General features: G+C 34.0%; 7 protein-coding genes and 2 pseudogenes. 7 read left to right on the top strand and 2 right to left on the bottom strand.

Annotated elements, in window-relative coordinates:
* Positions 1 to 48: 48 nt before the first annotated feature.
* Positions 49 to 325: pseudogene (locus EM932_RS00315) on the top strand (IS1595 family transposase); the annotation flags it as partial.
* 103 nt (positions 326 to 428) lie between these two features.
* Positions 429 to 590: pseudogene (locus tag EM932_RS21370) on the top strand (transposase); the annotation flags it as partial.
* A gap of 247 nt (positions 591 to 837) precedes the next feature.
* Here the strand turns inward: EM932_RS21370 and EM932_RS00325 are convergent.
* Positions 838 to 6,792: a choice-of-anchor D domain-containing protein gene (locus tag EM932_RS00325; RefSeq protein WP_135874316.1), complete on the bottom strand. Its 5,955-nt coding sequence runs from the start codon at positions 6,790 to 6,792 to the stop codon at positions 838 to 840.
* A 196-nt stretch (positions 6,793 to 6,988) separates the two neighbouring features.
* A complete protein-coding gene (locus EM932_RS00330; RefSeq protein ID WP_135874318.1) occupies positions 6,989 to 9,154 on the bottom strand; it encodes a T9SS type A sorting domain-containing protein in 2,166 nt (721 codons plus the stop codon).
* Between the two features lie 1,492 nt (positions 9,155 to 10,646).
* Here EM932_RS00330 and EM932_RS00335 point away from each other — a divergent pair.
* From EM932_RS00335 to EM932_RS00355, 5 genes are all read left to right on the top strand, one after another.
* The gene (locus EM932_RS00335) at positions 10,647 to 12,920 is read left to right on the top strand and encodes an alpha-N-acetylglucosaminidase (protein WP_170179679.1); all 2,274 of its coding nucleotides are present in this window, start codon (positions 10,647 to 10,649) and stop codon (positions 12,918 to 12,920) included.
* On the top strand, positions 12,907 to 15,486 hold the full coding sequence (locus tag EM932_RS00340) for a glycoside hydrolase family 88 protein (protein WP_135874322.1): 2,580 nt from the start codon (positions 12,907 to 12,909) through the stop codon (positions 15,484 to 15,486). The genes EM932_RS00335 and EM932_RS00340 overlap by 14 nt, the downstream gene beginning before the upstream one ends.
* A 20-nt stretch (positions 15,487 to 15,506) precedes the next feature.
* The gene (locus EM932_RS00345) at positions 15,507 to 16,766 is read left to right on the top strand and encodes a DUF2264 domain-containing protein (protein WP_135874324.1); all 1,260 of its coding nucleotides are present in this window, start codon (positions 15,507 to 15,509) and stop codon (positions 16,764 to 16,766) included.
* 101 nt (positions 16,767 to 16,867) lie between these two features.
* Positions 16,868 to 17,314 (top strand): hypothetical protein, encoded by a 447-nt coding sequence (locus EM932_RS00350; protein ID WP_135874326.1) that lies wholly within the window; start codon positions 16,868 to 16,870, stop codon positions 17,312 to 17,314.
* 76 nt (positions 17,315 to 17,390) lie between these two features.
* Positions 17,391 to 18,962 (top strand): family 20 glycosylhydrolase, encoded by a 1,572-nt coding sequence (locus EM932_RS00355; RefSeq protein ID WP_135874328.1) that lies wholly within the window; start codon positions 17,391 to 17,393, stop codon positions 18,960 to 18,962.
* Positions 18,963 to 18,981 lie beyond the last annotated feature (19 nt).

Consider the following 18,981-nt stretch of genomic DNA (forward strand, 5'->3'; position numbering starts at 1 on the left):
AAGCCTAAAAAATAGCTTTATAAATTTTTAATAATAATATAAAGTATCATAAAACATGTCAGTCGTGATGCCAATGCAACCACAGATACATGGAAAGGATACAGACCTATTGTTAAAGCTTAAAATATCAATCAAATTGAGAGTAATAAAGGATGAATTTTAAAACTTTACAACCTACTTTGATTCCTCAAATTAGATCATGGATTAGAACAGCGTATTCTTAGGTGAGTGATTATAATATTAATAGATATTTTAATGAGTTTTGTTTTAGAATTAATTGCTCTCTCAAAGTAAAACTACGATCTTTAACAAGTTTATAACTTAAAATGGTTAGAGTATAAAATCAATCAAAACAAATTATATGCAGCTAACTAATTATAGTTAAATCCATATTATTTTTGTCTTGATAACGCTTATTTCACAAAAGAAATGATGCTTTAGAGGCTATAGAACAAAAAGGGCATACTGTGGAATTCTTACCTCCATACATCTCTGATTTGAATCCTATAGAAAAGAAATGGGCACAAGCTAAGAGTATTAGACAGAAATTTAACTATACGGATGAACTCTTTTCTTATACAAAATTATGACGTTTTATTTAGCTATATCCCTATAAATTTATACATGTACGTAAACGAAATTAAACATTTTTCTCGTTTACGTATTAAAAAATAGCGATTTAATTTCTCAGGGTTTTAATAAAATATTGAGAAACTAAAATAATTGGAAACTCGAGTTAATTAGAAAAAGAAAACCCAAGATTAAAATAAAATCTTGGGTTTTTTCTTTGCTACTAGTTGAAAGAACAAGAATTAAATTCTGGTCATTTAAAAACTATTATTTGGCTAATATTTTTTTAGAAATGGTTTCTACACCCATTTTCATTTTGATAATATAAGTACCAGCTATAATATTAGGTGTTTTGTGTTCGATATAATTCTTATTAGATTCTGTACTAAATTCATAAATAGATTGACCTAAAATATTGTATATCTCTATAGATTTAATTTGTTTTAAAATGGGATTATGAATAATTATACTACCTTTTTCATTAGAAAAATAAACTTGCAGATTAGTTTTTTCAACATCTTCTGAACTTAAAGACTGTTGTTGATTTGAAAATGCAATTTCAAAACGATCTAGGTATTCTCCAGGAACTAACAACACTTCATAGTTGCTCTGTTTTAAATCATGGTATATGTTTAGCTCAATATCATGTAAATATATATTTTGATTACTACTAATATTTTTTAAATCATCAATTTTTATAGTAGCTATGCCTTCTTTATGAATTTTTACACCCAAAGGAAGCGTTTGTTCTTCGTTAAAGTTATCTACAGCCTGAATGATTAAGTTTGAGCTATTGACATTCCAATACATATCTTCGCTATTGGTTTCGATTAACAATGCATCATAACCAATGTCAAATCCTTTTGATGCGTTTTCATCAACACCAACAAGTAATTGGCGGTGGTAACCATCAGGTGAATCTAACATCAATCTAATTTTTTGTCTGGTATCTATTTGACTATTAGTTGCAGTTGTAGTTGATTTTCCTTTAGAGTTATTTTTAAGGAATAATGATCCAGTATTGGTTCCAGAAACCGTTTCTCTTTGGAATACACGATGGCTATTACTAAATGTAATAGTACCTCCATTAACAGGTAAAGTAATTCCAGGATCGTTTGGATCTCCAACTAAATCAGTATCTAATACAGCGGACACGAAAAATCCTTGACCAATTGGAATATATCTTTCAGGTAATTTTGTTCCAATTGCTCCTGTAGCATCAATTCTGGCATCATTTGAAATGGCAACTGCCCCCCCCATGAGGGTATAAGTTGCATAACCACCTTGATATCCTTTTAAGTTATGCGTATTATTGCTGAAATGATCCCAAAAATATAAGGCGCCATTAATAATGTTTTCGGTTGGGTCTGAGTAATTACCCCCTTCAGTAACACTAATATGATCTAAAATAAATGCATTGGCATCAATAGCTGAAGGGTAAGGGTTTCCAACTAGATAATCATTATTATCACTTAATGTTAAAGTAATATCTCCGTTATTTGGTTGTCCTAGTAGCTCGTAGTTTTGATTTGGAGTCGCTACGCCAGGACCTTTCATAGTAAATCCTTCTCCTGGCAATAAAGTTCCTGTACTTCTAACATGTTGCCACTCCGAATAGTTATCACTTGCTCTATTTGCATATTTCCATATCCAATAATCTGCGACAGCAACAGAGGGTGTAGCAGTACCATTATATCCAGAGCCCAAGAAACTAATATTATTAAAGACATTAGCCAGGGTGTAACTTCCATTACTTGATGGGGCAACTGGAGAAGACCAATAATTATATATGTAAGTGTTAGAAGTTCCTTGTTGATCTCTTTCTAAAGTACCTGTACTAGTAGCATCAAAATCACTACCTGTAGTTTGGATGAGTTGAGACTCTCCTTCTAAATCTATAGAACCGTCAAGTTTTAGATAATGTGTTATAGTTAGCCCATGTCCAGTATTTGCAGCGGTATCACCATTTATGGTAAGTTCGTTGGCATTCGAAATTAATGCTAAAACATTTAAATCTCTGTCAACAGAGATATTATGATTAATCTCAACAATATTCCAATCTACTTGCGTCCCATTAATTGTCGTATTAGGAGTGTATTGTACGCCATTATTTAACCAGGTGGTTGATATATCCCAACCTGTATTGTCATTAGATACAAATGGTAGAGGAGTCGTTTGATTTTCAATAGCACTGGTAGGTGTATTAAAAAGCCTTCCGTTTTGTGTCGTGTTTGAAGATTCATTTAATGCACAATTACCTCTTATGTGAGAGAATGGATAATATGCTAATAAATCTGCTGAAGGAATGCTGTTTATCTCGTGTTTAGTTGCAGTTTGCGGAATTAGTGTACCATAGACATTGCCTCCAGAAACTTCAATTTCTTGATTCATAATAAATCTAAGCTGATCTACAGTTAAAGCACGATTCCAAATCCTTAATTCATCCATTTCACCCGAGAAGAAGTTGCTGGGTGAACTTCCAGATGCGCCAATAAGGAAACTTTCTGAATTGGCAACAGGTGATGTACTAATATTAGCAGTACCATCTTCTATACCATCTATGTAAATCTTTGTGGTTGTTCCATTATAAATCACAGCAACATGATGCCAAATATTTTGTGGCACACTATTAGTTGACGTTACGGTTTGTGTACCGGAATTAAAACTCATAACCACATTTCCTGAACCATTAATACTAAGCTCATAGCCGGAAGCACTTCCTTTAGAAACTATGGTTCTACCATTAGTATTACTTTTTACCCATGCTGAGATTGTGAAATGTCCAGTTAAATCATTATTGTCTCCAAGATCAATATATCTTGTGGTACCATTAAAACTTAAATGATAATCATCTTGATAGTCTTCGGTTATACCCAAGGTGAAATATTCTGCATTTTCAAAATTTATACCAGTAAAAGTTAAAATATCTGTAGTTGCATTATAAGTACCTACAATATTTTTATAATTATTGAAACTTGTATTATCTGCTATTAATAATTCTAAATTTGCTCCTTGTGCATCAGTGATAGGAGAGGTGCTTAAATCAAATTCCAAGGTAACAGTTCCAGGGTCATTAGTACTTTCCCTAACGATCCATCTTCTTTCTAAAATATTTGTTGATCGTATAGGAAGGCTTGTAGTAGTAAGTGCTATATTATCACCATTATTACCAACTAGTAAATAACTTAAATCGGTATTTAAAGAGCCAGTCTCAGCTTCCATTGTTAAAATAGGTTCTGGTATAACATTAACGCTTTTAGACTTTTGCTGTAATAAGTTTGAATTGTCGTCTCTTGCAATACCAAAAACATTATATCCGTAACCAGCATTTAGAGCACCGTTCCAAAGTATACTGCCATCAGAAGCTATATAATCATTACTGGTTCCTGCATAACCAAATGGCGTTGATGTATTAGTTCCAGAATCCCAAAAAGCATCATTAGAACCAAGAGTAACACCATATTTTATAGATAGATAAGACTCCACTTTTTGACGCTCCGTAGAACTTAAGTCTCTATCGTACATTATAATTTCCGCAATATCCCCATTATAACGATAACCCGAACCGGAATTTGTACCATCCCTTCTTGCTCCAACTAAAACATCAGTAACAGAGTTTCCTGTAGAAGTTCCGTCATTTCTATCGGCAGGGTCAGCTACACCATTAACATATGGTGATAACCTAGTTAAACTATTACCGGTATTAGAAACAACACCAGTTGTAATTTTAGGTTCGTTTAACGCATAAATTGTACCCCAACGTACGGCTTGATTACCTCCTTGTCTTCCTAGGGTATGGTGTAATACACGATCTGTTGTCCCAAACCAAACTTGATAATTACGTGTTGAACTATTTGATTTACCAAATACAGTTCCGGTAGTTGCCCCACCAGTAACAACAACAGTAATGATGGTCATTTCATCTGTGTTTGGTTGTAAATCAAGTTGTGATGGATTACCTAAATTATAAAATGAATTTCCAGAAAATCGCAAAATAGGATTAAAGTTAAGTCCAGAAGCAACATATTCGGCGTCTGTACTTCCTTGAGATGCTCCGGTAAACCCATTGGCAGATTGGTCTGTCCAGGAATCAACATCTGTTCCTGTTAAAGCAATACCCTGGTCTGCACGTAACCACAATTGTAAATTAGAACCAACATTTCCTGGTGAATTGGTTAGTAGCGCAGAACCTTGTACAACAAAAGTATATGGGTTTTCATCAGTATCATCATTATCAATAGAAACTGTGGCTTGTAAATTAGAACCAACTACAGTAGGGGCAAACCTAACAACAAAAGTTAGATCTCCTCCACTGGCAATAGTATTAGCGCTTGGCTGCGTTAAAATAGAAAAAGCAGCATTGCCACTAATATCTACAATAGGAGTTCCTCCCGTTAAATTTAAGGTAGAGGTGCCTGTATTTTGAATGGTAAATGTATGATCAATTGTTGTTGAGGTTATGGCTGCTCCAAATTCGGTATCATCGCCAAAAGCTGGTGTTGTATCTCCAGAAGCAATATCAATTGAGTTTCCTTGTATGTTTATTTCTGGATTCGTGTTAAATGAAGAGCCTTGTACTGTAAAAGTATAAGGGTTTTCATTACTGTCATCATTATCTATAGAAATAGTGGCTTGTAAATTAGTCCCAATCACAGAAGGAGCAAACCTAACTACGAAAGTTAGGTTTCCGCTGCTGGCAATAGTGTTTGAACTTGGTTGTGTTAAAATAGAAAAAGCAGCATTACCACTAATATCAACTATGGGTGTTCCTCCTGTTAAATTTAAGTTAGCTGTACCTGTATTTTGAATAGTAAATGTACGGTCTAAAGTTGTTGCATTAAGAATAGCTCCAAATTCGGTATGATCTCCAGCAATAGGTGTTACATCTCCTGAAACAATATCTGTTGAGTTTCCTTGAATATTTATTTCTGGAGCTGGTGTAAATGAAGAGCCTTGTATCACAAAAGTATAAGGGTTTTCACTGCCTGTAGTATCATTATTATCAATAGAGATCGTAGCTTGTGCATTCGTTACATCGGTTGTTGGTGCAAATCTAACTACAAAAGTTAAATCCCCGCCACTAGCAATAGTATTAGCACTTGGCTGTGTTAAAATAGAAAAAGCAGCATTACCACTAATATCAATTATAGGTGTACCTCCTGTTAAATTTAAAGTAGAAGTACCTGTATTTTGAATGGTAAATGTACGATCGAAAGTTGTTGAATTAGCAATAAAACCAAATTCTGTATGATCTCCAGCTATAGGAGTGGTGTCTCCAGAAGCAATATCAGTTGAGTTTCCTTGAATATTTATTTCTGGAGCTGGTGTAAATGAAGAGCCTTGTATCACAAAAGTATAAGGGTTTTCACTGCCTGTAGTATCATTATTATCAATAGAGATCGTAGCTTGTGCATTAGTCACATCGGTTGTAGGGGCAAATCTAACTACAAAAGTTAAATCCCCGCCACTAGCAATAGTATTAGCACTTGGCTGTGTTAAAATAGAAAAAGCAGCATTGCCACTAATATCTACAATAGGTGTTCCTCCCGTTAAATTTAAGGTAGATGTACCTGTATTTTGAATGGTGAATGTGCGATCTAAAGTTGTAGAATTGGCAATAGAACCAAATTCTGTATGATCTCCAACTGTAGGTGTTGTGTCCCCATTTGCAATAGTTGTAGCATTGCCTACAAGATTAATTTCTGGGGCAGATGGCGCAACAATATTAACAGTATAATCTTCTACTTCTCCAAAGGCAAAGGATTCACAGGATGTAGGGATTCCATTGTACTTCATAGATACTCTCATTCTGGTATTTCCAGTGGTTGCAGTACCCGGAATTGTAAAAGATCCAGATACTGGTGTGGTTTGAGAAGCAGCTTGAGACCATACTTGTTCACCAGGATCAGTAAAATCATCATTTTGATTATAATCTATCCAAACAGAATAGCCTTCGTCGTATATTGTACCCGTCCAGGTTGGCGTGATAGTAATAGTATAATTTGTACTCGTATTTAAATTAGTTGATATTGCTGTAAAATCTGAATAACCAGCACTGGCGCCTGATGTATTATCAATAGTGCTTAATTGCACTCTTCCTATATACTCATCAGAAGTATTATTACCGTCTGATGAGCAATGTTGAGAGTGAGAGAGAGTTGTTGATAATAGCAAAAACAAACATGTAACATATTTAATTTTTGAAAAATCTAAATTTTTCATAGTTGGTTAACTTTTAGCTTGGGGCTAATAAATTTGTTCCAAATGTATATGCTAACTCCATGAAATGCAAAAAAAATCGATGAAATACATTTTAGGTGTAACTTATTGATTTTCAATTGAATAAAAAGACAGATTTTTCAACAAACCTGTCTTTTTGTAGGTGTATATTTAGTGCTTGTAAGTGTAAGTTTATAGGTTAAAATCGAATTAACCTTTTAAGAATACTGATTCCTGTTTCTTTATTAATGATTTTTATCAGATAAACAGCTTGTTCTAAATTGTCCAACTTTGAAACTTTAATAATTCCATTGTTACTCAAAAGAATTTTATTGAATATACTCCTTCCGTTTAGGTCAAATATTTCGATATTAAATTCATTATTATCCAAACTTGAAGGCAGTCCAATATTAATAAAATCGTAAAAAGGGTTTGGGGATATTGTCACATTGTCCAAATCTATATCGTCTATTTCCAAAGTGGTTTGAGCAATACCATCACAATCTTCATCAATGGCGTTATTAAGTATTTCAGTTGCATCTGGGTTAATGTTGGGGGCATCATCATTACAATCGTTACTATTTATAGAGTATCCAGACGGTGCAGTAGGGCTGCATAACATGATACTAGTTGTAGAACCATATCCATCTAAATCGTTATCTATATAATACAGTAGACCTGTATCTACCGTCAAGTTCAATACCTGATTGGCAGTACATCCATCATTGACAATGGTCGTTCCTGTTTGATTGGTCGTATAATCGTTACCGAACCATGTAAAAGTCTCTCCCGAGCAGATGGTTTCGTTGGTAACAACATCCGCAGGCTTGTTAGGTTGGGTAACAGTTACTATAGCAACACAAGAATCTGTATTTCCAGGGTTCCCAGGATCTGTAGCAGTTAATGTTACATTATTTGCACCAAGATTAGCACAAGTAAAACTATCTATATTTATAGACAAATTACCAATACTACTACCATCATTAATATCGGCAGCCGTAATCGTAACATTGCCAGCTCCATCTAATAGAGCATTAATATTTTGGCACGATGCCATTGGAGTAAAGCCTGTAATTTCAATATTTTGAGTTTCTTTATAATAACCGCAAGTACCGACAGCATAGGTGACAACATAATTTCCAACTGTTGAGGCAGAAACATCAATGACTCCTGAAGAACTATTTATTATTAAGCCTGAAGTACTGGAAAAACTTCCTCCAGAAACTCCAGTAATACTTGGGGTTGGGTCACTACCATTAGTAGCATAACTATTTGAACTGTAAGTGAACTTTGCAAAATCATTATAATGTGTATCAATATAATCAAGTATTACAGCAGCATAATCTTTAGCAAAAGGAACTAAGGTTTGCGGTTTTGAATCAAAAAAGTTGCCTTTATAAGTGCCTAAATCCCTAACACTTCTATTTACTTCACTCATTATACCATCTATGTGTCCACCACCGCCAGTTCCGTCGCTGGCTGTTGGTCCGGAACCATGTCTTAAGTTATTGTAAAAATCGCCAGCGAAATAAAAGTTACTAAAGGGTCTTGTATCATCGCAACTATTAGATGCGCCACTATCAAAATTACTAGGAATGGCTCTGTATCCTGATGTTACTCCACAACCTGGGTTTACATTATTATTGTAAAATGTAGCAGTCGTAGCTTTTAATTTAGCACCCAGACTTTCACTACCTCTTACTAATTGCTCATGATTTAAAGAACCCAAATTGTTAGAAACAAGGTTTTTTATTGTAGAATTATTAATAATAGATGCTTCATTTAAATCTGAGCTATTTAATTCAGAAGAAGAGATGTTATAGCCTAATTCAATTCTTGCTATAGAATGGCTTTGCCCGTGTAAATCTATATAAAGGCCTTTTCCCCAATTGGCTTCGACAGCTGTACTAGCCTGGTCAATAAAACTGTGCCAGGCATTCCAATGGTCTATGGCATCTGAGTCCCCGCAAGTCGCTTCACCTATTGCTCGATTTGGATCTAGTTTTGTTCGATGTAAATTATTGATAATAACATGAGCATAACACCCTGTTAAGTTAAAAATTTCTTCTTGAATTTCTCTAACCAAAATTTCAGTATTATCATCTCTTACATTAGTTCCACCACAATTTCTATCTGGTAAAGAAGAATCATTATCTGGATAAAAAACACTACCAATAGTACTTCCAGATTGCTTTACCCCTCCATGTGGTGCAGATATAATTATAGGTAAATTACCTGGAATATATTCTATATACTCTCTAGTATCTCCAGGGCTTTGTTCATAAAAAATTGAAACACCTGGTGTTTGAGCCTGTGTATAAAATACAATTAAACAGATTAGTAGGCAAAGTAGATTTTTTTTCATGAATCATTGATTTTTAAGAAATATTTGGGTTAGGTAAAATCGTGTGTGCTAATATAAAGTATATACTTTATGAATTCTATGAAATGCATAAAAAACTGATTAAAAGCATGTTGTTTTTTCTTTATAATATGTTATGTGTTGTAAATGAGTTTGTTATGTTTTTATTGAAAGTGAGAAATTAATGAGGGATTTTACTTAATTGTAGTAATTAACTTATTCTAAAAATCAATGAATTAAAAATAATTTAGTGCTTTTCTTACGTGATAATATCAGATGATGACAATTAGGTTGTTTTTTTAGAAATTATAAGTGAATTTTTCAATTATAGTAATTTATTTAAGAAAATGGAAGTTATCAATTTGTGATAATTATTCGATTTGAAAACATCATCTTTTAAATTGGCTGTATACTGAAGTCTTAACAGTAATGTAAGGTTTTTTTATTATGTCTAGTACAAAGTAGACACAACAAATTAAAAACCTTGTACTTGAAGGTGATAGTTGCGATTCCAATCCGAGGCAAAAAAGTTTGGGTTGAATTCACGTAAAAGAGCTTATTGACGGTGGACAGGAGCTACAGGATAAAATGCAGGATGCGCTTAAAAAAGAGTTAAAATTGGTTTCTGAAGAATAACGTTATCTTCTTATGAAATGAAACAATTAAATATTCCAATACTGTTAGTCTTATTCATTTTTATACTCTATAAAGTGGAGTTAAGCAATATTTTTCATTTTGCTATAAAAATTCAGCTTTGCTATTTAAAAACTTAAGATTTCATATAAACTACACTCCTTCGAAAGTTTATTCCTAAATCATTTATATTAGTGAGTATTAAAGTATATTTAAGAGAGATATTATTACGGCAAATTAGATTAATTACCAGATTTCTTAATCATCCTCACGCTGTTATTAAAATCAAGTTCCTCGCTTTTAGAGTTATAGCGCATATTATAAAGTTAGAATAATGATTTAAAATTTTATCTAATAAACGCGCTAACTTAATTGCTTAATATTCATTTGATATTATTTTATCAGAAATTGAGACAGCCTTATAATTTTAATTGTATTTGTTAAGCTTAATTTGTAAAACAAACACAGAACTATTCTAAACATTTGTATTTGGAGATGAAGTATGGTTTGCAAAGAATACATTAGATGTTAGAATGATACCTAACTTACAAACAGGTCCAGTATTATATAATTGTTAAGTCTCTCCTTAAATAGTAGGTGATTTAATATTTTTAATTTAGTTTATTTGAGTTAGTTTTTTTAATTAAAAGGATTCTGTATACATACGCTTGTTCTCTTTGATTGGTTTGTTATTAGCTTTGCTATAATTGTACATGATATGAGTAATTTAGAGTTGTATGCGGAAGCCTTTTTTAACAAAGAACAACAGAATGATAGAGAAAAGTACATTTCTGATGATTTATAATTTAAGGTATATTTTATGTTTGGATTAACCATTAACAACAAAATCAAATTGTATACAATGATTTTCAATACAAATAACGTGATAATTAAATACGTTATAATTGGATGGTGTATCCTATTATTTTCAGGTTGCACAGAGAAGAGAATCCAAACACCATATGAGAAAGCTTCTTATGACTTGCTGAACAGGCTTTTGCCAAACCATACAGACCATTTTTACTTCGAGGAGAGTATGGATAGCTTAGTGGAGAAGGACTATTTTGAAATCAGTAGTGAAAATGGAAAGGTTGTGATCAAAGGAAATAATGCTGTTTCAATGAGCTCCGGTCTTTACTGGTATCTTAAAAACTATTGTAACGCCCAAGTATCATTAAATTATAATCAGCTTAACTTACCAGAGGTTTTACCAATAGTGTCAGAAAAAATCACTATTGAAACACCTTTTGAATATCGCTATTTGTTTAACTATTGCACGTACGGATATTCTATGCCCTGGTGGGACTGGGAAGAATGGGAAAAAATGATCGATTATATGGCAATACAAGGCGTAAATATGCCATTGTCAATTATTGGTCAGGAAGCCGTTTGGTTAGAAGTTTTAACCGAACTGGGGATGTCTGAAAAACAGATAAATGAATTTTTTGTAGGCTCTGCTCATCTTCCATGGGGTTGGATGGGAAATATCGATGGTGTTGGAGGACCATTACCTAAAAATTGGATTAAACAACGGGTAGTCTTACAAAAGAAGATATTAGCAAGAATGCGTTCTTTAGGAATGAAACCCGTATTACAAGGATTTACAGGACACGTTCCAAAATCTTTAAAAGAACTATACCCTGAATCAAATATTTTTCAAATTCATGATTGGGCAGGCATTTCGGGAACTTGGTTTTTGGATCCTACAGACGAACTTTTTCAAAAAATAGGAAAACTTTTTATAGAAAAACAAACTGCATTATTTGGTACCGATCATTTATACGACGCAGATTGTTTTATTGAGGTTGACCCACCATCTAATGATCCTGAGTTTCTTAAAAAAGTCAGTCAATCAGTATATCAATCCATGGCTTCAGCAGATCCAGAAGCAACATGGGTTATTCAAGGATGGTTCTTCTTTTTTAGAAAGGATTTTTGGCAACCAGAACAAGGGCGAGCGTTTTTAAATGCAATACCTAAAAATAAGACCATAGTTCTTGATCTATATGGAGAAAAAAATCCAACTTGGGATAAGACAGAAGCTTTTTATGGACAACCTTGGGTTTGGAATGTTATATGTAACGAGGATCAAAAAGTAAATATGAGTGGAGACCTTCAAACTATGCAAGATAATTTTCAAGAAGCATTTCAACGAGAAGGGAAAAATAATTTAAAAGGCATAGGAGTAATCCCTGAAGGAATTGGTTTCAACCCTATAATTCAAGAGTTTATTTATGAAAAAGCATGGAAAACAGAAAATGTTGATCTAAATAGCTGGATCGGTGATTATGCACAGCGCAGATACAATACCAAGAATCAGGAAGCTCAAAAAGCTTGGCAAAATTTATTGAATACGGTTTATGGCAGAACCCGCACGATGTGGTCTCCATTAATTACCACACCACGCTTATTGAAAGTAGACCAAACAAAAGAAGATATTAGGCATGTTAGAAAGGATTTTAGCATATCGGAGGAGGACCCGTTTGCATGGGATTTTGATGTGAATAAGTTTAATGAAACTGCCCGAATGTTTTTAGAATTAGCTCCAGAATTAAAAGAAAATGAAGCATTTCGTTTTGATTTGACACATATATATCGCGAATTAATGCATGCTTTTTCTCATCGCTTTATATACGATGTAAGCAAAGCGTACCATGACAAGGATTTGACTGCTTTGGAGAAATCGGAAAACCAACTTTTAAAATTACTTGACGATATGGAAGCAATTACTGGTACTAATGAAAATTTCATGTTAGGAAAGTGGTTGGAAGATGCAAAAGACTGGGGACTTACCCCAGAAGAAAAGAAATATTATGAATGGAATGCCCGCACAATTATCACCATATGGCAACCTTGGAAAGAGGGGTATTTAAGGGATTATGCAGGCAAAACATGGAATGGCATGTTCTCTGGCTATTATAAACCAAGGTGGGAATTATTTTTGAATACTCTGAAAGAAAGCCTTAAAAATAACCGCCCATTCGATCCAAGTGCTTATGATAAAGCGGTTCGTGAAATTGATTTTAACTGGACACATTCAAATGAAACCTACCCTACCAAACCAACGGGAAATGTGATAGAGGTTTCAAAAAGATTGGAAAAAGATTATCAGCAATATTTTAATGGAAAAGACTAATAAGGGACATAGTATGACCATGTATAACTTTAATTATTTAACTAAACGAGCAATGACACCTGAAAATCAAATGAATCTTCACAGTTACTTAGGCCTGTGCAAAATAAAGGAACTGAAAAATAGCATCCTTTTGTTCACCTTGGCACTAGTAGTTTTTGCCACAAGTGCTCAGGAAAAACCTGTTCAAGTTAAGATTAAAACAACTACTGGTATAAATAGTGAATCTTATAAGTCATTAACCTTTAACGGATCCTGGTGCTGGTTCACAGACCCAAGAGCGGTTTATTTTGAAGGTAAACACAAACGTACATATTCAGGGTGGATAGATAATTATGGAAACATTGTTGTTGGAAGTTATGACCATGATACAAAACAAATAACAACCCATATAGTAAAGAAAAACCTAGAAGTAGATGACCATGATCATCCTTCAATTTTATTCGATGACCAAGGAAAACTATTAGTTTTCTTTAACCGCCACGGGTATGGAACTTCTTCGGTAGCACCACCTGGGTATTTAATCAAATCCAAGCATGCAGAAGACATTTCAGAATGGCAAGACGTTCAGGAATTATATTTAAATGATGAAGCACTTAAGCCTGCTCCAAATGCGTCAATGTCCCAAGACTATAGCCACCCTATTCGTTTAAAATCTGAAAAAGGAAGAATTTATCTTTTCTGGAGAGGTATAGACGGCAAACCAAGTTATTCACAAAGTGATGATAATGGCGATACATGGTCAAAAGGTCGTATAGTGATGATGCCAGATCCTATTTATAGTTTTAGACGCCCTTACACAAAAGTATATTCAAATGGTGATAGTAAAATACATTTCACATTTACCGATGGGCATCCCAGAAATGAAAAAAATAACAGTATTTATTATACATACTATGAGAATGGAGCATTTTACAAAGCGAATGGTGATAAGATAAAAAACATTGCTGATCTACCTCTTAGACCAGAGGAGCTTGATATGGTATATGATGCAAAAAAAGGTGGAGCAAAAGCATGGAATTGGGACATTGCTGAAGACGAAAAAGGGAATCCGGTTATAGCCTATGCCAAATTTCCTTCAGATACTTCTCACTACTATTGTTATGCTAAGTGGTCCGGAAAAAAATGGATAAATCGCACTCTTATTAATTCCGGATCCTGGTTTCCTAAAACGGCAAAGAATGAAACAGAAATGGAACCGCACTATTCTGGAGGTATGAACATCGATCATGAGAATACTAATGAAATATACCTTTCCGTAAAACGAGATTCTGTATTTGAAATAGAGAAATGGGTCACTAGTAATAATGGAAAATCATGGAAAGTAGATTTTATAACCAAAAATTCTGAAAAAGATAATATTCGTCCTTTTGCAGTAAGAGGAGCGAAGAAAAATAATCCCTTACAAGTATTATGGATGCAAAACACAAGTTATCAGTTTTATGGCTATGCGTCCTGGACTAAAATACCATGGGAAGAACGTTTTCATAGTGCTATAAAAATGGATTTGCAATCTCCAGAAATAACAAACCCATTAGAGCCGAATCAGATCATTGATATTATGCGTCAAACCGCAGATTGGCAATTTGCAAATCCATATGATCTTAAAAGGCTACTTGAATGGCAATGGGGAACTTATTTTGTTGGAGTGCAAGAATTGTATGAACTCACGGGAGAAGATCGCTATAAGCAAGAAATGGTAAATATTGGACAGCATGCTAATTGGAAACCACTTGACAATATTTTTTATGCAGATCAACTAAAAATCATCTCAAATTGGGCGTGGTTGTATGATTTAGACAAAGATCCTAAGATGATAGAATATGGTAAGTGGGCTATGGATATACATTTGTCTACAAGACGAGCATATATGGCTGATGTTCGCTTTGCTAACAACCCATATTTTGTTGAGTGGTGGACTTGGTGTGACGCCTTATTTATGGGGCCGCCTGCTTTTGCTCAAATGGCAAAAGTAACGGGAGAGAAGAAGTATTTGGATTATATGGATACCATGTTTTGGATTACTGTGGATTATCTTTATTCCAAAGAGGATTCATTAATATTTAGAGATGATCGCTACTTCGATAAGCGTTCAGATAATGGAAAGAAAATATTTTGGAGTAGAGGTAATGGTTGGGTTATGGCTGGAATTACTAGAATATTAGAAGAGATGCCCGCAGATTACCCAAGCAGAAGTAAATATATAAAGCTATATAGTGAAATGGCTGCTAAATTACTGGATTTGCAAAGCGAGGATGGTATGTGGCGCGTAAGTCTTTTAGATCCTGCGCATCATGATGTTGGAGAAGTAAGCGGAAGTGCCTTCTTTGTATGTGCTATTGCATGGGGAATTAATAATGGGTTGATAGATCAAAAATATAAATCACAAGTATTAAAAGGTTGGGAGGCACTATGTGCTAATGTAAATAAAAATGGACGTTTAGGAAATGTACAACCAGAAGGTATAGATCCTCGAAAATTCACTCCTGAAAATTGGCATGTATATGGAACAGGTGCTTTTTTAATGGCTGGTTCTGAAATATACAAATTAATGGGAGGTGACCAATAGAATATCTTGAATACACAAATATGATAAAACTATTTAAAAATATTGTTTACGGTTCTTTCTTGATTTTATTTGTTGCGTGTAATGCTCAGAAAGAAGATAGTGGTGATGTTTTGCAAACAGGAGCCGAAGACAGGGAGTATTGTATAAAGCTCATGCAAAAAATAGTTGATCCTGTTTTAATAGCGGTAGGTGAACAGAAATTGAATGAAGTACTTCCCCGCAAGGATTGGGAAACCAGCAATAAAAGATGCGATATTCGTACCACAAACATACAAGCTGTTGGACGTACATTATCAGGTCTATCGCCTTGGTTATCTCTGGGAACAGACAACACAAAAGAAGGTAAGTTAAGAGCCAAATACATTGACCTGTCATTGAGCGCATTGATCAATATTACAGACCCTACTTCTACCGATTATTTATTTGATAAAGATTCTGAAACGTATGAACGCATTGTACATAACGCCTACTTAGCTTATCCATTGTTAATTGCTACTAAACAATTATGGGAACCCTTAACCACACAGCAAAAAAATAATGTAATAAATGCATTAAAGTCACACAGAAAATACAAGCCTTTCGAAAATAATTGGCTACTATTTGCCTCTGTAATAGAAGCTGCAATCTGGAAACTTACCGGTGAATGTGATATGGAAAAATTAGAATATGGTATCAATAAGCATATGGAATGGTATGTTGGTGATGGTATATATGGTGACGGTCATCAATTTCATTGGGATTATTATAATAGCTATGTAATTCACCCATTATTGTTAGAAATATTGAAAGTCTGTAAGGAAAAGAACCACCCACTTAAAGAATTATTTCCAGTTGAATTAGGGAGAGCTAAAAGATATGCTGAAATACAGGAGCATTTAATCTCTCCTGAAGGAACATTTCCTGTAATTGGTAGATCAGGAGTATATAGAATTGCAGCATTTCAATTATTGGGTTATGTAGCTTATAGAAATGAATTGCCCTCTATATTGGCCCCTGGATCAACTAGAGCAGCGCTTATGGCAGTAACCAAGAGAATGATGGAAGTTTCGGGTACTTTTGATGAAAATGGTTGGTTGAATGCGGGTGTTGTTGGTAAACAACTGAATGCACGAGACGTTTATACTGTTACAGGAGCGCTTTACATGTGCACTATGGGATTAACACATTTAGGATTACCGGCAAATGATCCGTTTTGGACACAGCCTTCCGGTAAATGGTTTCAACAAAAAGTATGGGATGGAGATGATATTCCTAAGCAGCATGAGTATTATGGGAAATAATATTGATATGGAGGTATTTCTTTAAAATAAAGAAATGCATTACACTAATAATGAAGATATGAGAATTATTAGAATACTGTTTTTAGTTACAATTTTATTTTGTGGATAGAGTTCTAACAAGCCAGCTACGGAAAATTGAAGCACTTTGGCACTGGCATCCAGATTGCACTGTTATGAAGGATGGTACCGTTGTTAAAACAGATAATGCTTTAGGTAATCTGGCGGTTGTTCCAGTTAGTAGTCAGTCGTTTAAAATTGATTTGATAAAAGGGCAGGAAGACCCAGTGCAAGGATGGTATAGTTCTGAATATAATAAAGTCGAAGCCAGCACTACAAGTAGCTATTCAACCGAAATTGACAATGATGAAACCCTGGTGTGGATGCTTATACCTGGAGAGAAAACAATACCGAATCTATCTGTTAAAATTATATCAGAAACAGCAAATGGAGTGCAAATAAAAGTAACATCTCCACATAAAAAATGGATACTTGATATACCTTATCAAAATAGCTCTAAGGCAAAACTTACTAAGCTAGAAAATCCTTAAAATATATAATGAATAGATAAACTTGACTGCTTCATTATCTGAAGCACTTGAAAATTAAAAAGCAAAAAATAACTAAATGACGTATAATACCTTTCTAAACTTATTTAAACAGTTTATGCTGCTATTTACTATAATAATAGTATCGGTGTCATGTGATAGAAGCACGGAAAAAAAACCATTTTCGGGAGATATTACAATACTTCCTTCACCTAAAGAAATATCAGAAACATCGAGCCAAGTATTTCTTTTAGCGCAAAGTGAAATGTATTCATCTAATGCCGATGTGAAACCATTACTTGAAATATTTCAAGAAGAGATACATGATCTTACAGGTGTTAATTTAGAAATTTCTGAAGAAAAAAATAAAAATACAGATGTTCTTTTTGAAATTGATACTAAACTAGCTAAGGAAGAATATCATGTAAATATTCATAAAATTATAGAAATTACAGGAGGAAGTTATCAAGCGCTTGCTATGGCACGAACAACACTTTTACAATTAGCAACAACGCAAGATGGGTTGTTAGGGTTTCCTATGCTAACTATAAAAGATTATCCAGATGCTAGTTATAGAGGGCTTATGATAGATTTAGCTAGAGGTTGGCATCCCATGGCTTCTATTAAGAAGTTTATCAAGATGGCATCATTTTATAAGTCTAATTATGTGCATTTACATTTCACAGACTATCAATCATATACATTGCCTTCATATAAATATTCAAAATTATCAACTCCAGAGAGATCATATAGTTTTGAAGAGTTAGAAGAGCTAGAAGCTTACTCTCAAGCTAGAGGCGTGACCATCATTCCGGAAATTGATATACCAGGGCATTCGAGTCCACTAGTGGAAAAGTATCCTGAAATATTTGCAATTAAAGATGTTAAAGAAAACCCGTGGATTATTAATATGGGTAATGAGGAAACTTATGAGGCTATAGAAGTCCTTATAAGTGAACTTATGACTGTTTTTAAAGCCTCTCCTTATTTTCATATAGGAGGAGATGAAGCCATTTTTTATAAAGTAACAGACGATCCAACGGTGAAAGCATATATGAAGAAACATCAGTTGGGTGATGATGTGCACGAATTATATCGTCACTTTATAGTACGTCTTAATGAGATAGTAAAGAAACATGATAAGCAAATGTGTGTTTGGGAAGGTTTTAGAAGAGAGGGAAATATAGAAATACCCAAAGATATAATTGTGTTTGAGTTTGAAACTAATAGATACCTGCCTAATCATTTGGTTGAAGATGGTTATACTGTAGTGAATACCTCTTGGAAGCCTTTGTATGTAGTTAACCAGAAAAAATGGGAGCCAAAAACTATTTACAATTGGAATATGTGGCGCTGGGAAAATTGGTTCGCAAAAGCTCCATCCATAGTTCCTATTCAATTAAAGGAGACACCCTTGGTAATTGGAGCTCAAATGTGTTCTTGGGAGCAACAGGACAAATTAGAAATTCCTAGTTTAAGAAAGCGATTACCCGCACTCAATGAGCGTATATGGAATACCACTAAAAAAGTGTCTTATGATGCATTTATGAAATATCTTAAAGTCACAGATAAGCAATTGTCGGTACTAATCAATGATAGTAGACAGGATAGCTTACTGCTTGGTTATAATTTTAAGAAGGAAAAAAACTAGTAACTATATGGTACGCCCA

Origin of the sequence: Flavivirga rizhaonensis, from assembly GCF_004791695.1 — a bacterium.
In the GTDB taxonomy this organism is placed as follows: domain Bacteria; phylum Bacteroidota; class Bacteroidia; order Flavobacteriales; family Flavobacteriaceae; genus Flavivirga; species Flavivirga rizhaonensis.

Coding starts and splice junctions, on each gene's coding strand:
- EM932_RS00325 (WP_135874316.1), bottom strand. CDS start 6,792: ATGAAAAATTTAGATTTTTCAAAAATTAAATATGTTACATGTTTGTTT.
- EM932_RS00330 (WP_135874318.1), bottom strand. CDS start 9,154: ATGAAAAAAAATCTACTTTGCCTACTAATCTGTTTAATTGTATTTTAT.
- EM932_RS00335 (WP_170179679.1), top strand. CDS start 10,647: ATGATTTTCAATACAAATAACGTGATAATTAAATACGTTATAATTGGA.
- EM932_RS00340 (WP_135874322.1), top strand. CDS start 12,907: ATGGAAAAGACTAATAAGGGACATAGTATGACCATGTATAACTTTAAT.
- EM932_RS00345 (WP_135874324.1), top strand. CDS start 15,507: ATGATAAAACTATTTAAAAATATTGTTTACGGTTCTTTCTTGATTTTA.
- EM932_RS00355 (WP_135874328.1), top strand. CDS start 17,391: ATGACGTATAATACCTTTCTAAACTTATTTAAACAGTTTATGCTGCTA.